Annotated in this window: 8 protein-coding genes and 1 pseudogene; 1 reads left to right on the top strand and 8 read right to left on the bottom strand. The window is 30.8% G+C overall.

The window, feature by feature from the left end; genetic code table 11:
* Positions 1 to 150: 150 nt before the first annotated feature.
* Positions 151 to 1611, bottom strand: coding sequence for a glycoside hydrolase family 32 protein (locus FVE75_RS06590; RefSeq protein WP_147005772.1), 1461 nt, complete (start codon positions 1609 to 1611; stop codon positions 151 to 153).
* Between the two features lie 444 nt (positions 1612 to 2055).
* Positions 2056 to 4626: an ATP-dependent chaperone ClpB gene (gene clpB / locus FVE75_RS06595; RefSeq protein WP_147005773.1), complete on the bottom strand. Its 2571-nt coding sequence runs from the start codon at positions 4624 to 4626 to the stop codon at positions 2056 to 2058.
* Positions 4627 to 5023: 397 nt separating this feature from the next.
* Here clpB and FVE75_RS06600 point away from each other — a divergent pair.
* Positions 5024 to 5203: pseudogene (locus tag FVE75_RS06600) on the top strand (type II toxin-antitoxin system YoeB family toxin); the annotation flags it as partial.
* A 155-nt stretch (positions 5204 to 5358) separates the two neighbouring features.
* Here FVE75_RS06600 and FVE75_RS06605 read toward each other — a convergent pair.
* From FVE75_RS06605 to FVE75_RS06630, 6 genes are all read right to left on the bottom strand, one after another.
* Positions 5359 to 6114, bottom strand: coding sequence for an MgtC/SapB family protein (locus tag FVE75_RS06605; protein ID WP_147005774.1), 756 nt, complete (start codon positions 6112 to 6114; stop codon positions 5359 to 5361).
* A complete protein-coding gene (locus FVE75_RS06610) occupies positions 6107 to 6808 on the bottom strand; it encodes a hypothetical protein (RefSeq protein WP_147005775.1) in 702 nt (233 codons plus the stop codon). Before FVE75_RS06610 ends, FVE75_RS06605 begins: the two co-directional genes overlap by 8 nt.
* 226 nt (positions 6809 to 7034) lie before the next feature.
* The gene (locus FVE75_RS06615; protein WP_147005776.1) at positions 7035 to 12815 is read right to left on the bottom strand and encodes an autotransporter-associated N-terminal domain-containing protein; all 5781 of its coding nucleotides are present in this window, start codon (positions 12813 to 12815) and stop codon (positions 7035 to 7037) included.
* Positions 12816 to 14198: 1383 nt separating this feature from the next.
* The gene (locus FVE75_RS06620; RefSeq protein WP_147005777.1) at positions 14199 to 14984 is read right to left on the bottom strand and encodes an ABC transporter ATP-binding protein; all 786 of its coding nucleotides are present in this window, start codon (positions 14982 to 14984) and stop codon (positions 14199 to 14201) included.
* Positions 14984 to 16129 carry an ABC transporter permease gene (locus FVE75_RS06625; protein WP_147005778.1) on the bottom strand — a complete coding sequence of 382 codons (1146 nt, stop codon included), beginning with the start codon at positions 16127 to 16129 and terminating at the stop codon, positions 14984 to 14986. Before FVE75_RS06625 ends, FVE75_RS06620 begins: the two co-directional genes overlap by 1 nt.
* A gap of 50 nt (positions 16130 to 16179) precedes the next feature.
* Complete coding sequence (locus FVE75_RS06630; RefSeq protein WP_147005779.1) at positions 16180 to 17151, bottom strand: ABC transporter substrate-binding protein; 972 nt, start codon at positions 17149 to 17151, stop codon at positions 16180 to 16182.
* Between the last annotated feature and the right edge of the window lie 5 nt (positions 17152 to 17156).

Genomic DNA, 17156 nt, shown 5'->3' on the forward strand with positions numbered 1-17156 from the left:
TATATTCCAAAATCTCAAACAGTTATTTTTTCTTTAACGAAATTTTGCTTGATATTTATTTAAGAATCTGTTGCACTAAAATTAAAATGTCGTGATTTTTTTTGGAATAAAAACGACTAAACACATTTATGTGTTTCTTTCGCCATAACTTTATTTCCATTCCCATTTTTCTATTTCCACATTTACATCCTTATCTGCAAATACACTTATTCCATCTGCATTTTTTTCAGGGAATATTCGTGAAGAAAATACTTCCTGTCCGCCGTTAATAAACACTTCCACAGAAGAATTATCAACAAATATAGTAAGTTCCAGCTCCGAAATATCTCCTAAATAGACTTTTCTTAATCTTTTATCAGGCTGTTCTCCCTTTGTTCTATCCAATACGAATTTTTTATCATTATAGTCAAATTTTAAAACTGTTTCACTATTTTTACCAGTTCGCAATTTTAATCCAAAATCAGAATTAAAATCAGTAAATTTAGCTTTTAATTCATAAGTTACTCCTGTTCCAACTTTCACTTCTCCAGTAACTTTTCCACTAAACTCAATTTTTTCTCCACGGATACTTTCCATTTCATTTATAGGCACTTGATAAAGTTTTCCATCTATTACTTTAAGTTCTCTTGGTAAAGTTAGGCAGTGAAGCCATTTATTTTTTACAGTTGGAAAATCTTCTTCTTCTGGAATTCCCATCCAGCCTACAATAAGCCTTCTTCCTTTATCATCTTCCATTGACTGTGGTGCATAAAAGTCATTCCCTCTGTCAATTTCCACAAAGTTTGATGAGATTTCAAATTCAGGGTTTTTATAATCTAATTTTCCAAATAAATATCCTGTCTGATATTTATTGTTGTATAAATCTCCTTCTGGCTCTAATCCTTGCGGTGAAAAGACCAATAAATCCTTTATTTCTCCTGTCTTTTCATCTTTTAACTGAAAGTAATCAGGACATTCCCACATAAATCCAAAGTCTTTAATTTTTCCATGATTTGCTCCTGCAATTTCCCCTTCAAATTTCCAGTCTTTTATATTTTCTGAACTGTATAAAACTGCTTTTCCTTCCAAATCTTCACTTTGAATACCAATTACCGCATAAAATTTCCCATCTTTTTTCCAAATTTTTGGATCTCTTATATGTCGAGTGTATCCGTCAGGCTGATTTACAATGCTTGGCTCCCATCTCTCAAAATTTTCTCCGTCACTTGAAACTGCTAAGCATTGGTAAGATTCCCTATTTCCATCAGAATCTTTCACATTTCCTGTATAAAACAAATAAAGTTTTTCATCATCTACAATCGCACTCCCAGAATAAACGCCATCCTTAGAATACCTGGTATTAGGTCGCAAAGCCGTTTTTAGCCTTTTCCAATGTAGCAAGTCATCACTTACACTATGAGCCCATGTCTTATTTTTATGATCGGTTCCTAATGGATTCCATTGATAAAACATATGATATTTTCCTTTAAACTGTGAAAATCCGTTTGGATCGTTGATTAACCCCACAATTCCTTGAATATGATATTTTTGTCGCCAAAAATCCTTTTCAACAATTTCTTTTTTTTCTAAAATTGCTTTTTCCTCATTTTCTTTGACTTTTGTAAAATCCATATTTTAAGCCACCTTCCAAATTATTAAATCTAAATTAAGTATTTTATTATTTATATTTTGTTATTTTTGTTTTTCATTACATTTTACCATATTTTATTGCTTTTTCCAAATTTTTGAAATATCTTCACTTTAATTTTGCTCTAATCAATACTCTTTACCATTTAATATTAAACTCCATTTAAAAATACGAATAAGTTTCTATAATAAAATTGTTTGATAAATAATTTATAATCATTCAACTAAATTATTTTTAGATATTTTTATAAATAAATATTTTTTTGTATTACTATGTTTTTCTTTTTATTTCACAAAATTTTTTCATTGACATAAATTTTTAAAAAAAGTTTATAATTTAAATAAATTTTAGTATTAAACAAAAGAAACACCATTTTTGGTGCTTCCTTCTAAAAAATTATTTTTTGATTCCGCTGTACAAACATCAATCTATTTCTTTACATTATAAATTAATTTTTCCCCATCGCTATCTAGCACAACTGTACTATTTTCAGGTACTTCGTTGCTCAAAATCATTTTTGATAAGTTAGTTTCTATATCTTTTTGAACAAAACGTTTTAGAGGTCTTGCTCCATAAGCTGGGTCATAAGCCTCGTTTACAATATAATCTAGAGCTTTGTCTGTAAATTCAATTTTTATATATTGTTCCTTTAATTTATCGTTTATTTCATCAAGAATAAGTGAAATAATATTTTTCACACTTTCTTTTCCTAATGCTTTAAATACGATAATATCATCAATTCTGTTTAAGAATTCTGGCTTGAATCTATGTTTCATTTCGTTTAACACAGCTTCTTTTGTAGACTCTGAAACTTGCGGATCTTCCAATATGATTTCACTTCCAATATTTGAAGTCATAATGATAATTGTATTCTTAAAGTCTACAACTTTTCCTTTTCCATCTGTAAGCCTTCCATCATCAAGTAGTTGCAACAGAATATTAAATACATCTGGATGAGCCTTTTCGATTTCGTCAAATAAGATTACTGAATAAGGTTTTCTTCTTACAGCTTCTGTCAATTGCCCACCTTCTTCATATCCTACATACCCTGGAGGTGCTCCGATTAATCTTGTGGTACTGAATTTATCCATGTATTCACTCATATCAATTCTAATAATATTACTTTCATCGTCAAACAGGTTAAATGCAAGAGTTTTTGTCAAATAAGTCTTACCTACTCCTGTTGGTCCTAAGAAGATGAATGAACCGATTGGACGGTTTGGATCTTTTAATCCAGCACGTGAACGGATTATTGTATCACTTATTGATGTAATCGCTTCATCTTGTCCGATTACTCTTTTCATCATTTGTTCTGCAAGATGTAAGATTTTTTCACGTTCTCCCTGTAATAATTTTGAAACTGGTATTCCAGTCCATTTTCCAACAATTTCTGCTATTTCTTCACTGTCAATTTCCTGTTTTAATAATTTATTTGCACTTGGATTTTGATTTTTGGCTTTTTCTTCTTCATCTGCTCTTTGTTTTTCTAGTTCTGGCAGTTTACCGTATTGCAGTTCAGCCAGTTTGTTATAGTCATTTTTTCTTTGTGCATCAGCAATTTGAAGTTTAATTTTCTCAATTTCTGTATTAATATTTTGAATTTTTTCAACTTCCTGCTTTTCACTTTCCCATTGTGCCTTAAATGCGGCTTTTTTCTCGTTAAGTTCTGCCAATTCTTTTTCCAATGTAACAAGTCTATCTTTAGAAGCCTGATCTTTTTCCTTCTCAAGTGCCACTTTTTCAATTTCAAGCTGCATAACACGTCTTGTCACTTCATCCAATTCTGTCGGCATTGAATTAATTTCAGTCTTAACTTTCGCAGCTGCCTCATCAATCAAGTCAATCGCTTTATCTGGCAAAAACCTGTCATTTATATATCTGTCACTCATTGTAGCCGCTGTAACTATCGCATTATCCGTAATTCTGATTCCATGGAAAATCTCAAATTTTTCTTTCAATCCACGTAAGATTGAAATTGTATCTTCCACAGTCGGCTCATCTACCATTACAGGCTGAAATCTACGCTCAAGTGCCGCATCCTTTTCAATATATTTTCTATATTCGTCAATTGTAGTAGCTCCGATAACCTTTATTTCCCCACGTGCAAGCATTGGCTTCAAAAGGTTTCCAGCATCCATAGATCCCTCTGTTTTTCCTGCTCCCACAATATTATGTACTTCATCAATGAAAAGAATTATTCTTCCTTCACTTTTTTCAATTTCTTCCAATACCGCTTTTAATCTTTCCTCAAATTCCCCACGATATTTCGCCCCTGCAACCAAGGCACCCATGTCAAGCGAGAAAATTGTCTTATCCTTCAAATTTTCAGGCACATCGCCCTTTAGTATTCTTTGTGCAATCCCTTCTGCAATAGCTGTTTTCCCAACTCCAGGCTCACCAATCAGAATCGGATTATTTTTATTTCTTCTTGATAAAATCTGTATAGCCCGTCGGATTTCATTATCTCTTCCAATAATTGGATCAAGTTTACCTTTTCGAGCCAGTTCAACAAGATCTTTTCCAAATTTATCTAATGCTTCATATGTACTTTCTGGATTATCTGTCATAACTTTTCTACCTCCTCTTACATTTTCAAGTACAGTTTCAAACTGTTTCTTATTTATTCCATAATCTTTTAAAAAGCTGTTATTATCATAACTTGCCAAAAACAAATGTTCTGTACTAATATAGCTGTCTCCCATTTTCTTTGCAATATCTCTTGCTCCAACGAGAACTCTATTTAATTCACTATTCGCTCTTGGCTCACTATTTCCGCCTTCAATCTTAGGAAAACTTTCCAGTTTGCTTTCAATTTTCCTAATCATATCAGTCGTATCAATTCCCATTTTCTTAAGCACGCTAGGAATCAATCCATCCATCTGCCCCACAAGTGCAAGCAACAAATGTTCCACCTTTATATCAGAATGTCTATATCTAATCGCAAAGTTATTAGCCTCTGAAATAGCCTCAATACTTTTTTGCGTAAAGTTCTGTTCCATACACATCACCTTCTTTTTTTAGTTTAAATTATTTTTATTTATTAGCACTCTTCTTATATGATTGCTAACAGATATAATATATCACTATTTAATAGTTTTGTCAACTCTTTTTTGAAAATTTTTTTAAATTTTTTCAAAAAATTTATAATATACTCAACAAAGACTGTAATTACGGTATTTAGAAAATATAAAATATTTTTTAAAATTTATAATAATATAAAAATCAGAGCCAAATTTCTAATTATCTAAACTTTTTGTATAGCAAACAAAATTTGGAACGTCTAAATCAATCAATCCAAAATGTAAAAGAGGGAAAAACTACATTAAAAGAACACGAATTAATTGAGGTGGAATAGTGAAAAAAGTATGGTCTGATGAGATATAGGAAGAATATCTCTATTGGCAAACTCAAGACAAAAAAATTATAAAAAAAAATCTAATTAAAGATATAGATATCATTGTACAGAAACCTGAACAATTATCGGGAAATCTTGCTGGATATTGGAGTGTCAGAATTGATACAGCAAACCTAATTGTTTTTAAAATTGTAAATATGCTCAAACCTATTTTAAATTAAACTGCTAAAATTATATAAATTTATGGTTTGAGTAAATAGTCATAGCTTTTGAGTTTGGTTTTAAATAAGTTTTACTATAATACATTAGAAATATGGCAATGTGGTTCACATTATCGAGATAAATAAAAAATTTAGGAGCATCAAAGGCTCCTTTTTTAGTTATAGTTCTCTTTCACAACTTCCACAGTCTTAATCGCTGAAAGTGATACAATTACATCAGAAATATCAATTTTTTCATCCATATTTACAGTAAAAATTACTGTATTCTCAGGTTGATTTTTATCTATTTGTGTTATTTTTATCAATTTCTGATTAAATACTTCGTATGTTGCCAAAAGCCCTTTGGCATAATTTTGATTTTCCATGAATTTTACTTCAAATTTTAAAACTTTTATTTTTTTTACAATTTTAGGTTCAAATTTTTTAAATATCACTATTATTACAAGCATAAATACTATTGCTGGAATTGCTAAATTATAAAATCCCCATCCTATTCCAAGTCCTGCACAGCCTGTTGCCCATATTCCAGCAGCAGTTGTCATACCTCCAACAGTTTCCCCTTTTTCTTTCATTATACTTCCTGCACCTAAAAATCCTATCCCACTTACAACTTGAGCACCTAGCCTTCCCAAGTCTGTTTTTATAACCCCAGATAATTTTAAATTTACTCTGGCAAGTTCCAGAATATTAAGTCTCAACTGATCCTGTACCATAGAAATAACCGCCGCTCCAAAACATACCAATATATGCGTTCTAAATCCTGCAGGTTTATTATCTTTTTCACGTGTATATCCAACAATTCCACCAAAAATAACTGCCAGCAGCAATCTAAGAGAAACAACTTCTACAGTTAATTTATTTACAAAGCTATTTTTAAAAAGTTCATTTGTTATTTCAATAAAATTAATCATTATGTATCGTCTCCTTTTTATCTTTTACTAAAAATGATACCTGTAATTTTAAGCAAAGAATTAATATAACTAACCATAAAATTCTTCTTCTCTTTATTCTTTTTTCAATATTCTTTGCGTTTTTTATATCTTTCTTATCCTTTAATTTACTTTGTGGCAGTTCATAAGTATATTTATGCCAATTTGACAATTCTCTATCCGTCCCAAATTTATCTACAAAAAATTTAGGATTTTTTAAACTTAATACTTTTAAATTAAATTTTCTCATTACTTCTTCTTTTGTTAAATGATATTTAGTCTCATTTGAAGTTACATAAAAATATCCTGAATGTTTATTTACGTATTCTTCCACTACCAATTCATCTCCATTTGGTGGATTGCTAGCATAAGCTGGACTTTCTTTTATAATTTCATCAAAAGAGTAAACATATCCTATCCACACATCTCCTTTTTTCATCAATCCTTTCACATACGCTCTTCCTACATCATCCTGCTCTTCCCCGCCAAAATTAATATTAAATAATAAGTCATTTTTATCTTTAACAAGCGAATCAATTGTATTAAATATCAGCCTTCTATAAATTTTTTTATTGTGCAGAGACAAACTCATATTTTCAGTTATTGGAAATCTATAAAAATGCCAAATCGTGATCCACAATAAAATTATATTTACTCCTATGAATACTTTTTTCATAATATCCCTCCTAAAAAATATGCAACACTTTCTATTTAAAATAAAAATAAAAGATTATTGTGTTTTTTAACAACTACAACGATTTTTACATATTTTGACTTCAATTTTAAATGAATTATCTATATTTTTATCCTTATAAATATTATACCTTTTTTTTATCAAAAAAAGAACAGCAAAACCTAAGTTCTACTGTCCTCTCTTTTTTATTCTACATTTTATCTTCGTTCTAGTAAATAGCTCTGAATCCTATTCCAGCTCTTACGTTCTTACCTTTAGTATCATATCCTCCATTTACTGTTACTCCGAATCTTGTGTTGTCCACTCCGATATTCAAGTCAAACTTACCGTTTCCTTTTCTATCGTCTTTTTCTCCTCTGATTCCAAACCAGTCTGCTGTAGTATATCTAACTCTTCCTTTGTTATTTACATCTCCAACTTTTCCTAGTTCATTCTCATAAGCTGCAGTCAATCCTACTGATAAGTTAGTTCTTACTGCTAATGGTTGAACAAATTTGAATTCCATTCCTACTTCAGGCTTAACAGAGAAGTAATCATTTCCTTTAACTTCTAGTCTCATTTCCCCTCTGTCTTCCTTGATGTTGTTGAATCTTCCATATTCCATTTTCAATGCTCCGTAAGGACGGAAATGTGTTCTTTCGCTTAATCTTATGTCGTATCCTAAATCTGTTTTCAACGCTGCTCCATAAGAATTGTAGTTAGATTTAGCTTCGAATATTTCGTCTACAACAAGGTATCTACGTTTCATTTCGTTTATACCTGCAAACACGTCTCCACCAATTGTCCATTGTAATGATCCGTTATGATCGCTGCTAGGTGACATCTTTTTGAATACCCCTAATTTAATCATAGTTTGATTTTCTTTTGATTTACCAATATCTTTGAATTTAAATCTGTTATTTACAACCCCTGCATACCATCCATCAGAGTTACCCATCTTAATTTTTTCATCTTCGTGAACATAAGCTACTCCAGTAACATTACTTGTATAGTCAATAATTCCTGCAGTATCTGTGCTATATTCATCTCTCATACCAAATACTTTGATTTTGTTATTTTGTTTAGATGGATTTCTCCAGTCTCTTTGAAGGTGATTCAACTCTTTATCCAGCAAGTTTCCTGTAGAGTTAATTCTTTGTTGAAGGTTTCCGTATTGGTGTCCCATCATTTCATCTGCTGCTTGATAGAATAATGCAGCTTCATTTTTTCCAATGCTATTTAATTTACTAAATAATGTTCTTTCTCTTGTTCCAAGATTTTCAACACCGTATCTTTGTTCCAATCCATCTAAGAAGTTGTAAGTATCAGAACTGTTTATTGGTGTTTCTTCTCTTCCAGCCCAAGCTGTATATGGTATTTTAACCATATAAATACTTGTCATTGTTCCATCATTTGGATTCAATGTTGGTGTTGCAAGCCAGTTTAATCCTCCAGAATAAATATTCCAGTTAGCAACTCCACTTGTTCTAATTGCATTGTTATATGGATCTAAGATTCTAGGATCGTTTATTAAAATTGATTTACTATTTGTCATTTCTGTTGCTTCTGTACCAATAATCAAATCAGCTTCTTGAGTTAAGTTTCCTAATCCATTAATTGAATTTGTGAAGTCTTTTCCTGATGTATTTACATAAAGACCAATGCTTGATGCTGATACATCAATTGGATTTGTAGCAAATGTATTTACTACAACCGGTGTTTGTTGCACTCCATTTATTGTTACTGTTGCAGTTTGAGCTCCTGCAGGTGCGTCTATTGCTGCTCCACCTACTGCTTTACCTGTTGGAGGTGTAGTGAATTCTTGCACAGTATCGGCTTGGTTACTACTTCCATTTACTGTTATATTACCGTAGTTAGCAATTGTTCCACCTTTTAAGTATACTCCAACTCCACTTGCTCCATCTATATTAATAGAACCTGTATTATTAAGTGTTGATCCTCTTCCTAAGTACACACCAACAACTTTTGAATAGTTTCCTGAAGCTGTTGAAATATTACCTGTATTTGTTACAGTTGCTCCGTTATCAGCATAAATACCTGTTGTATTATTTGCATTTAGTACTATGTTTCCTCCATTTGTTGCTGTACTTCCTGCTCCACTTGCGTACATACCGATACTGTATTCACCATTTACGTTTATTGTTCCGTTATTTATAACATTACCAGTGTCACTGTTTTGGTATCCTGCTGCCATACCTATTCCAAATGCGTTTGTTGCTGCATCTGAAGCACCAATTGTGATTGTACCTGTATTTGTTGCTGTACCTCCACCAATTGAATAGATACCTACATTTCCGATACCGTTTCCAAAGTCCATATTACCTGAATTTGTTACAGTTCCTGCTGAGTAAATACCGTAGTTTCCACTACCTGTTGCTGACAAGTTAGTAGAGTTAGTAACTGTACCTGCAGCATCATTTGAGTAAACATAAATATTGTTATTTCCTAATCCAACATTTGCTACTGTTGAATTAATTGTATTTCCAGTACCTGAATTTGCAATTGCAACTGATGAGTTTCCTAAGTTAAATGTTGTTCCACTATTTGTTATAGTTTGTCCATTTCCTACTGTATATACACCTACTGCTTCAGAAGCTCCTGTAGCAATTGTTCCTCCAGTAAGGTTTACATTTCCACCTTGAGAATATACACCTACACCTTTATCTCCTACTGTAATTATTCCTCCTGATACATCAGAAGCATATCCGAACATACCAATACCATTTTGACCTACTGTTATATTTCCTGAGTTAGATGTAGTATAATTTGTAGCTGTACTGTCTCCATATAAACCTACACTGCTATCTCCTAATGTTATATTTCCAGTATTTCCAAGAACTGCACCCGCTGCAAGAGTTGCCGCTGGTTTAAATAGAACACCTACTGAAGTTGTTCCGGCACTTGTTATAGTACCCGCATTTGTTACACCCTGAGTTGTTGAACCTTCAGAGTACATAGCTGTTGAATTACTTCCCATTGTAATTGTTCCTGTATTTGTTAAGATACTATCTCCTACTCCATAAAGACCTGTTGATGTATCTCCTAGTGTAATTGTTCCTGTTGCATTATTATTAAGAACTCCAAACTTAGCATACATACCTGTTGAGTTTGCACCGCTAAGGTTGATTGAACCATCATTGTTTAATGTAACGGCATTTCTGTTAGTTGTTAAGTTTTCTTGTGCAATTGCAGTTTGTCCTGCTTGAGTTCCTGTTATTGTGTTACTATTGTTGTTATCAATTGATGAATTTGAAATTTCTAATTGATTATATGCATCATTTGCATTATCTAAATCAATTGATTGGTTTAATGCTAATTTACTTAAATATAGCATAAATGTTTTATAGTCATTTCCTACTATATTTGCTCCTAAAGAACTTGCTAATCCACTACCTGCTGTATCCGATAAGTTCATAGCTACATCAGAAGCTATGAATAATCTTGATCCGCTTGCCATATTAAGTGTTAAATTATTTATTGTACCACTAAATGTATTTGCCGCCCAAGTTCCTATATCAGATGCTGTAAATGGAGAATATCCACTACCTTTATAATAGAACGCAGTACCTCTTGTATTAGCATCAGTACCACCTGCTATATTTGCAGTAGTTGCACCTGTGAAATTAATTTTCCCTGTTCCACCTGTATTATCTGCATAGAATGCCAATGATTTTTGTTCTGTATTAATTGTTGTACCATTTAATTTTACTGTACCACCTTGTGCATATGTATTAAATGCACCTCCTGTAGCTTTTATAGTACCACCTGTAATGTCAACAGTACCTCCACTTTGACCTAATGCACCAATTGAAGCACTTCCATCAACTGTTATGTCTCCACCACCAGTTTGAGTTAAACTTCCTCCATTTGTTGCAACTAATCCAACTGCACCATCACTATCACTTAAAGCTGTACCTGTTACATCTACTTTACCACTACTTGTTATTGTTGAAGCATCTGCAACTATAGCTTTTACTGATTTCCCTGTAGCTTTTATTGCACCTGTATTAGTTACTGCACCAGATGATTTTGCATAAATTCCTACTGAACTATCAGAATTAGCTATAGATATTGTCCCTTTATTTGTGAAAGCATCAGAAGCTTTTGTATAAATTCCAACATTATTTTTACCGTCTTTTATCTCAATCTTACCAGCAGTAGTTGCATTAAGATTTACTACACCATCTTCAACATATACTAAAGTATTTTTTGTACCATTAGTAGATGTCAAGTTAAAGTTATTAAGAACAAATGGTGTTGATCCATTATTATTAAAGTATAATGCTGTAGATTTTTCATTATCTTTCAAATCTACATTTAATACAGATTCTCTTGAAGTAGTAAGAAGTGGAATAACTGCATTGTTTGCAGATTTACCATCATTATATGCTTTTCCCCCTTCAAGTTCTGCATAGCCTAAGAATCCTACCCCAACTGAATTGTTTCCTGAGATTTCCATTGGTTGATTTAATAATATCTCAGAACTTAAATAATTATGTCCAGATTTTACTAGTATTCCTTTATTATTTGCTCCTTTAAGTTGAAGAGTTCCATCATTTATAAATGTGAAACCTCCTGTATTTTGATATTCTGCTCCTAAAAGGACAAGAGTGTCATTTGTACCATTTAATGCGATAGTACCTTTATTTTCGAAAGCCATAACCCTTGTTGCAGGCCATGCTCCAGCTTCCAGTGTCATCCATATGTAGTTGTCACTTCCAGTAGCTGATGTAGTTATATTACCACTGTTTGTCATCCCTACTGTTGTATTTCCACTACCATGATACTGAGAAGTATACATTACCAATTTAGTTCCATCTATATTAATATTTGATCCACTTCCTATATTCCAAGTAGAGTTTCCATTATCATTATGACCATCTGTGTGGAATAACCATCTTTGATAGTTTGTTCCTGTTCCTTTAAAATTAATAGTTGTATTGTCTATTTTTATTTCGTGACCACCTACTAATTTCATTGCAGCATAACCAGGATATCCAGTCGTGTTTAAATCTGTCGAATATGTACTTCCACCATTATGGCTAGGACCTTTATGTCCTGTAAACGTTACTCCTGAAGTACTTATATCCATTGTAGAACCATTGTTTACATTTACATTCATTGTACCACCAGATGTACTGTACTGACCAATCATCCCTACGTCTGAGTTAGAAAGGCTTCCTGCTAAAGCAGTCATGCTTGCCCCATTTCTAATATACATATCATCACCATTTCCAGTTCCAGGAACTGTTATCGTTGGTATTGTTATTGCATCCACTGTTGGTGGCACTAAAACTGGCGTTACCGGTGTAAAGTTTATAGCCCGTGGTAAGTTAGGCTGTGTAGCTGAAAGCGGAGTAACTGTTGGAGCTGTAAATACTCTTGGGTTAATTCCTGCACTTACTTCAAACGCTACAATTGGTTCATTTACTTTTCTAAAACTTGCTATACCGTAACCTGACAATCCCTGTCTATTGTTTGATGAAGCTGAACGAGGATTGCTGCTTGTGCTAAGTAATGAATAATTTTTACTTTCAGGTGATACAGATCTCTCATAAGGATCAGTACTTCTTTCAAGTATTCCTTCATAAGGATATTTTTCTTTCTTGTCTCCTCTACCTTTATAAGTTCCGTTCCAATTATTATTGAAATAATTTATACCATATTGCCAGCTGCTCCAAGGCGATTTAACTACATGGTCTCCTTGTTCTGTTAATTGTATTAATTCTAATGTTGTATCTTTTACTAATTTATTATTTTCTTTTCTAGCTTTTTTAAATTCTGTACGTATTTGATTTATTGAAGAATTTATTTGAGTAACTTGATTTTTAATACCTGAATCTTCACTTGCCCCAAATATATTCATTGCAGTAAAAATCATACCTGTCATTAAGAAAGTTATTAACGCAGAATCAGTATATTTAAAATCTTTTGTTCTTTTCGCAAATGTACGTAATTCTTGCGAAATTTTTCTAAGATTATTTGTCATAAACATGTTCTCCTTTTAATTTTTTTTGTGATACTTCTCTTTAATTATTCCTCTGAGATAACAATTTTTTCTAATTTTTGCTTGAACTAGCATTATAATTTCAAAGTTTATTTAAAAAAATATAAATTTTAAATATATCAAAAAGTATTTTTTTAAAGTGTGATTTTTAGTGATTTTAGTGATTCAAAACTTTAATAATTTTATACTCTAAATTAATTGATTATTTTAAACATTTATATTTTTTATGCACTATGATTTTTATAATACTTAGTTAAAACTAAAAATTAAGAATTTGATTCAGAAAAGTTATGTTATTTTAACTAATTCTCTATATATTAAGAAATGAAGATATATCACGAAAATATATCTTCGTACAAAGGAAATGAGTAAAATCTCTTAGAAATTTTATCACCCATTTAATATATCAAATTTAAAAAAATGTCAATAGTATTTACAAAAAAATATTTTACATAAATTTGTATTAATTATAATTTAAATACACCTATGAAAAACTATTGTTTTAGTTGGATTTTGCAAAATTGATGTTAGAACCTTTAATTTGAATTTCAAGTCAATTAAAATAAAAATATAGTTCCTATTTAATAAATAAAAACTTCTCAATTTCAATTATTTTAATTAATTTCAGTCTATTATTGACAGCTGGATTCTTCTTTACAAATTCTATATTAATTTTTAAAACATTTTCATAATTCTAATATTTTAGTCTATTCACATAATTCTTATCTTTTATCTTTTTAAATTACCTTTTATTTCTGTTCTTATGTTTCTAAACTCCATTTTTCAAAAATTCTTAAATTAAAAATAAACCTATTTTCTCTCATTTTCATACTTTAAAAAATATAAAACCAGATTCCTACATATGTTTTTACTATTTTTAAATATATACTCGAACCCATTCAAAATTGAACTGCTAGAAATTATATAATTTAGGTTTTGAGTGAAATAGTTATAATTTTTGAGTTCTGTTTTAAACTAGTTTTACTATAATATTCTTCATATATAGTTTTTAAAAAATATTCAAAATAGTTCTATGTTTAAAATTTCTAAAATTAATCTGATTTTTCAATAAAATATTAACTTATAACTATCTCTATAATAATGTAATTTAACTAAATATTTTTTTAATAATAAGTATTTATAGTATTATCTCCAAATTTTTTACAAAAAACAAATTTAAGAATATAAAAATATTTTTTATTGAATTATTTAAATCATAAATGTTTTTCGATAGTTTTATGAATTATTACAAATATTTTTATTTTTTATACAAAACTATTCTAAAAATAATAAAAAAAACATAACCCAAAATCTTTGAATTTCCATTATCAATTTTTTTAGGTTATGTTTTGAAATTGTTAAATTTTAAAAGATATCTTTGTCTGATAACTTTGCATCTTTTGTTTTAAACATTTCAAGCAATTTTTCCACTGTCAATCTTTTCTTTTCTTCACCCTTTATATCAAAAATTATCTCTCCCGCGTGAAGCATAATAAGTCTATTTCCATAAGTTATAGCATCTTGCATATTATGTGTTATCATAAGACTTGTTATATTATTTTTTTCAATAATTTCCTTTGTTTTTTCCAAAATTATTTCTGAAGTCTGAGGATCAAGTGCTGCTGTATGCTCATCCAGCAGTAATATATCTGGACGATTTAGAGTTGCCATTATTAATGATAAACATTGTCTTTGCCCACCAGATAGAAGTCCTACCTGTGTAAACAATTGATTTTCCAGTCCAAGTCCTAAACTTGCCAATTGTTTTTTATAAAATTCGATATTTTTTACATCTAATCCAAAAGTAAAGTTAAAACGCTTTCCTTTATTTTTAGCCATTGACAAATTTTCCAGCACTGTCATTGATGGAGCTGTTCCCATTGTTGGATTTTGGTAAACTTGTGAAATCCATTTTGCTCTTTTATGCTGTTCTACATTTGTTATATCATTTCCGTTTAAAACAACATTCCCTCCATCTGGTATGATTTGTCCATTTAATACATTCAAAAGTGTAGACTTTCCAGCACCATTACTTCCAATAATTGTTATAAAATCCCCGTCATTTATTGTAAAATTCAAGCCTTTAAATACTTGTTTTTCTGTTCCCAGTTCAGAGAAGAAAGTTTTATGTAAATTTTTTAACTCTATCATTAATTTGCCTCTCCCTTCTCAATTAATTTTACTTTTTTCTTACCTTTTTTAGTTTTTTGAATTAATTCATTCCATAAAATTACTGCAAGAATTATCGCTGTTATAACTTTTACATCTGTTGGTTTAACTTCCAGTATCTTTATAACATTATCACTAAAATGAAGTCCTTCATACATATTTCTTGTCCAGCTGTTTGACATTAGAGCTAGATTTATTATGAAATAATACATTAAAGAGCCGATTGTAACAATGGAAATTTCGTTTATTACTTGTGATTTTTTCAATACTCCAAGTCCTAAAATAATTGCCGCAAGACCAATAACAATTGTTCCTACTCCAGACTGCAAATCTGCAACTTTAATATTTTGTGCAAATAATGCACCTGCTAATGCCACGACTCCATTTGCCAGCATTAATCCAAATATTTTTAGCCTTTTTTCATTTACCCCAAGACTGACTACAAGCTGCTCATTATTACCTAATGCTCTTAATGCAAATCCAAATTTTGATGTCAAGATATAATCAATAATCATTTTTATAATAAATGCGATAAGTATTGTAAGCATAAGTTTTACATCTTTTGTATTTGCAACATAAATTATAAGTCCAATTACAAAAATAGTATAAACAGCAAGACTTCTAACCATATATTTATTTTCTTTAATTTTATAGTCATAAAGCCCTTTCAATACAAGTAAAATTACAAATATAATTGAAAAAGGTATAAAGTTCTTTTCATAAGAAATTATTTCATAAATACTTCTTTCTGGCGATATAAATACATTAGGCATTCCAACAATTCTGGAATTTATACTATAAAGTCCCGTCATTACTAAAATTCCTGAAAGCAGTCCGTTAATTTTTAAATAAACGTGCAAGGCTCCTGTCACATATCCTGCAATCATTCCACATATAACCGCAAGAATCAGTCCCATAATCGGACTTGTTATTCCAAAAAAACCATTTTTAGAAAGTGCAAATGCCGCAAATACAAATCCTCCAAGTGGAAATGTCCCATCCACCGACATATCTGGAAAATCGAGTATTTTATAAGTCAAATACACTCCCATAACCATTATCGAATATATAAATCCAGTTTTAAAAGCCTCTGGAAGACTTTGTAAAAATACTAATAATTCATTCATTTAACTTTTTTCTCTCTTTCTTTTCTGTTCTGTTTTCTCTGATTTGTTATTTATTTACCTACAAATTCAGCTCCATTAAACAATGGATTTTTTATATCCAGTCCTAATGCCTGTGCTGTTTTTTGGTTTACGTACAGTTTCATTTGTTTTGAAGTTTCAAAAGGAATTTGAGAAATAGGTTTTCCTTTAAGAATTTCGATTGCCATTTCTCCAGTACGTTTTCCTAATGCGTAGTAGTCAAGCCCCATTGTGAACAATGCTCCCAGTTCTACAGAAGAGTTTTCACTTGCAATTACAGGTTTTTTAGCTGCAATCGCTTCGGAAGCGACAAAGTTTGCCCCTGATACAACAAGATTATCTGTTGGTAAATACAATGCATCAGTTACTCCCAATAAATTTTTAGTAGCCTGTGCCAGTTCACCAAAATTGCTTATTCCCTGCAACACAACTTCTATATTTTTTTCCTTAGCAACTTTTTGAATTTCTTGAACTTGCACAACTGAATTTTGCTCTGATGGATTATACAAAACTCCAACTTTTTTTACATCAGGTTTTATTTTTAAAAGTAAATCTAGTTGTCCTGCTACATTTTCGACTTTATCACTTGTTCCTGTTACATTTGGATTCAAAAGTTTTGCACTTGCAGGATCAGTTACCGCTGAAAATAGCACTGGTATGTCTGAAATATTGTTTACCAATGCTTGTGCAGATGGTGTTGCAATACCAAATACTAAATCTTTTTTATCCGCTTTATAATTTGTGGCAATAAGATTAGCATTTGTTACTTCCCCATTTGCATTCTTTTCATCAAAATCAGCATTTATTCCAGCTTCCTTGAATGCATCTTCAAATCCTTTCTTTGTTAAGTTAAGTGACGGATGTTCCATAAATTGAGTTATTCCGATTTTATAGCTTTGTTTATTTTCTGATGATTGTGAATCTTTATTTCCACTCACTGTATCGTTGCTGTTTCCACATGCCAGCATTAACATACTTATTATTATTAACAGTATTTTTTTCATTCTTT

This window comes from Leptotrichia hongkongensis (assembly GCF_007990635.1).
Classification (GTDB): domain Bacteria; phylum Fusobacteriota; class Fusobacteriia; order Fusobacteriales; family Leptotrichiaceae; genus Leptotrichia; species Leptotrichia hongkongensis.

Bases quoted from the DNA above. Each gene is read 5' to 3' on its own strand.
- FVE75_RS06590 (WP_147005772.1), bottom strand. From the start codon at position 1,611: ATGGATTTTACAAAAGTCAAAGAAAATGAGGAAAAAGCAATTTTAGAA.
- clpB (WP_147005773.1), bottom strand. From the start codon at position 4,626: ATGGAACAGAACTTTACGCAAAAAAGTATTGAGGCTATTTCAGAGGCT.
- FVE75_RS06605 (WP_147005774.1), bottom strand. From the start codon at position 6,114: ATGATTAATTTTATTGAAATAACAAATGAACTTTTTAAAAATAGCTTT.
- FVE75_RS06610 (WP_147005775.1), bottom strand. From the start codon at position 6,808: ATGAAAAAAGTATTCATAGGAGTAAATATAATTTTATTGTGGATCACG.
- FVE75_RS06615 (WP_147005776.1), bottom strand. From the start codon at position 12,815: ATGACAAATAATCTTAGAAAAATTTCGCAAGAATTACGTACATTTGCG.
- FVE75_RS06620 (WP_147005777.1), bottom strand. From the start codon at position 14,984: ATGATAGAGTTAAAAAATTTACATAAAACTTTCTTCTCTGAACTGGGA.
- FVE75_RS06625 (WP_147005778.1), bottom strand. From the start codon at position 16,129: ATGAATGAATTATTAGTATTTTTACAAAGTCTTCCAGAGGCTTTTAAA.
- FVE75_RS06630 (WP_147005779.1), bottom strand. From the start codon at position 17,151: ATGAAAAAAATACTGTTAATAATAATAAGTATGTTAATGCTGGCATGT.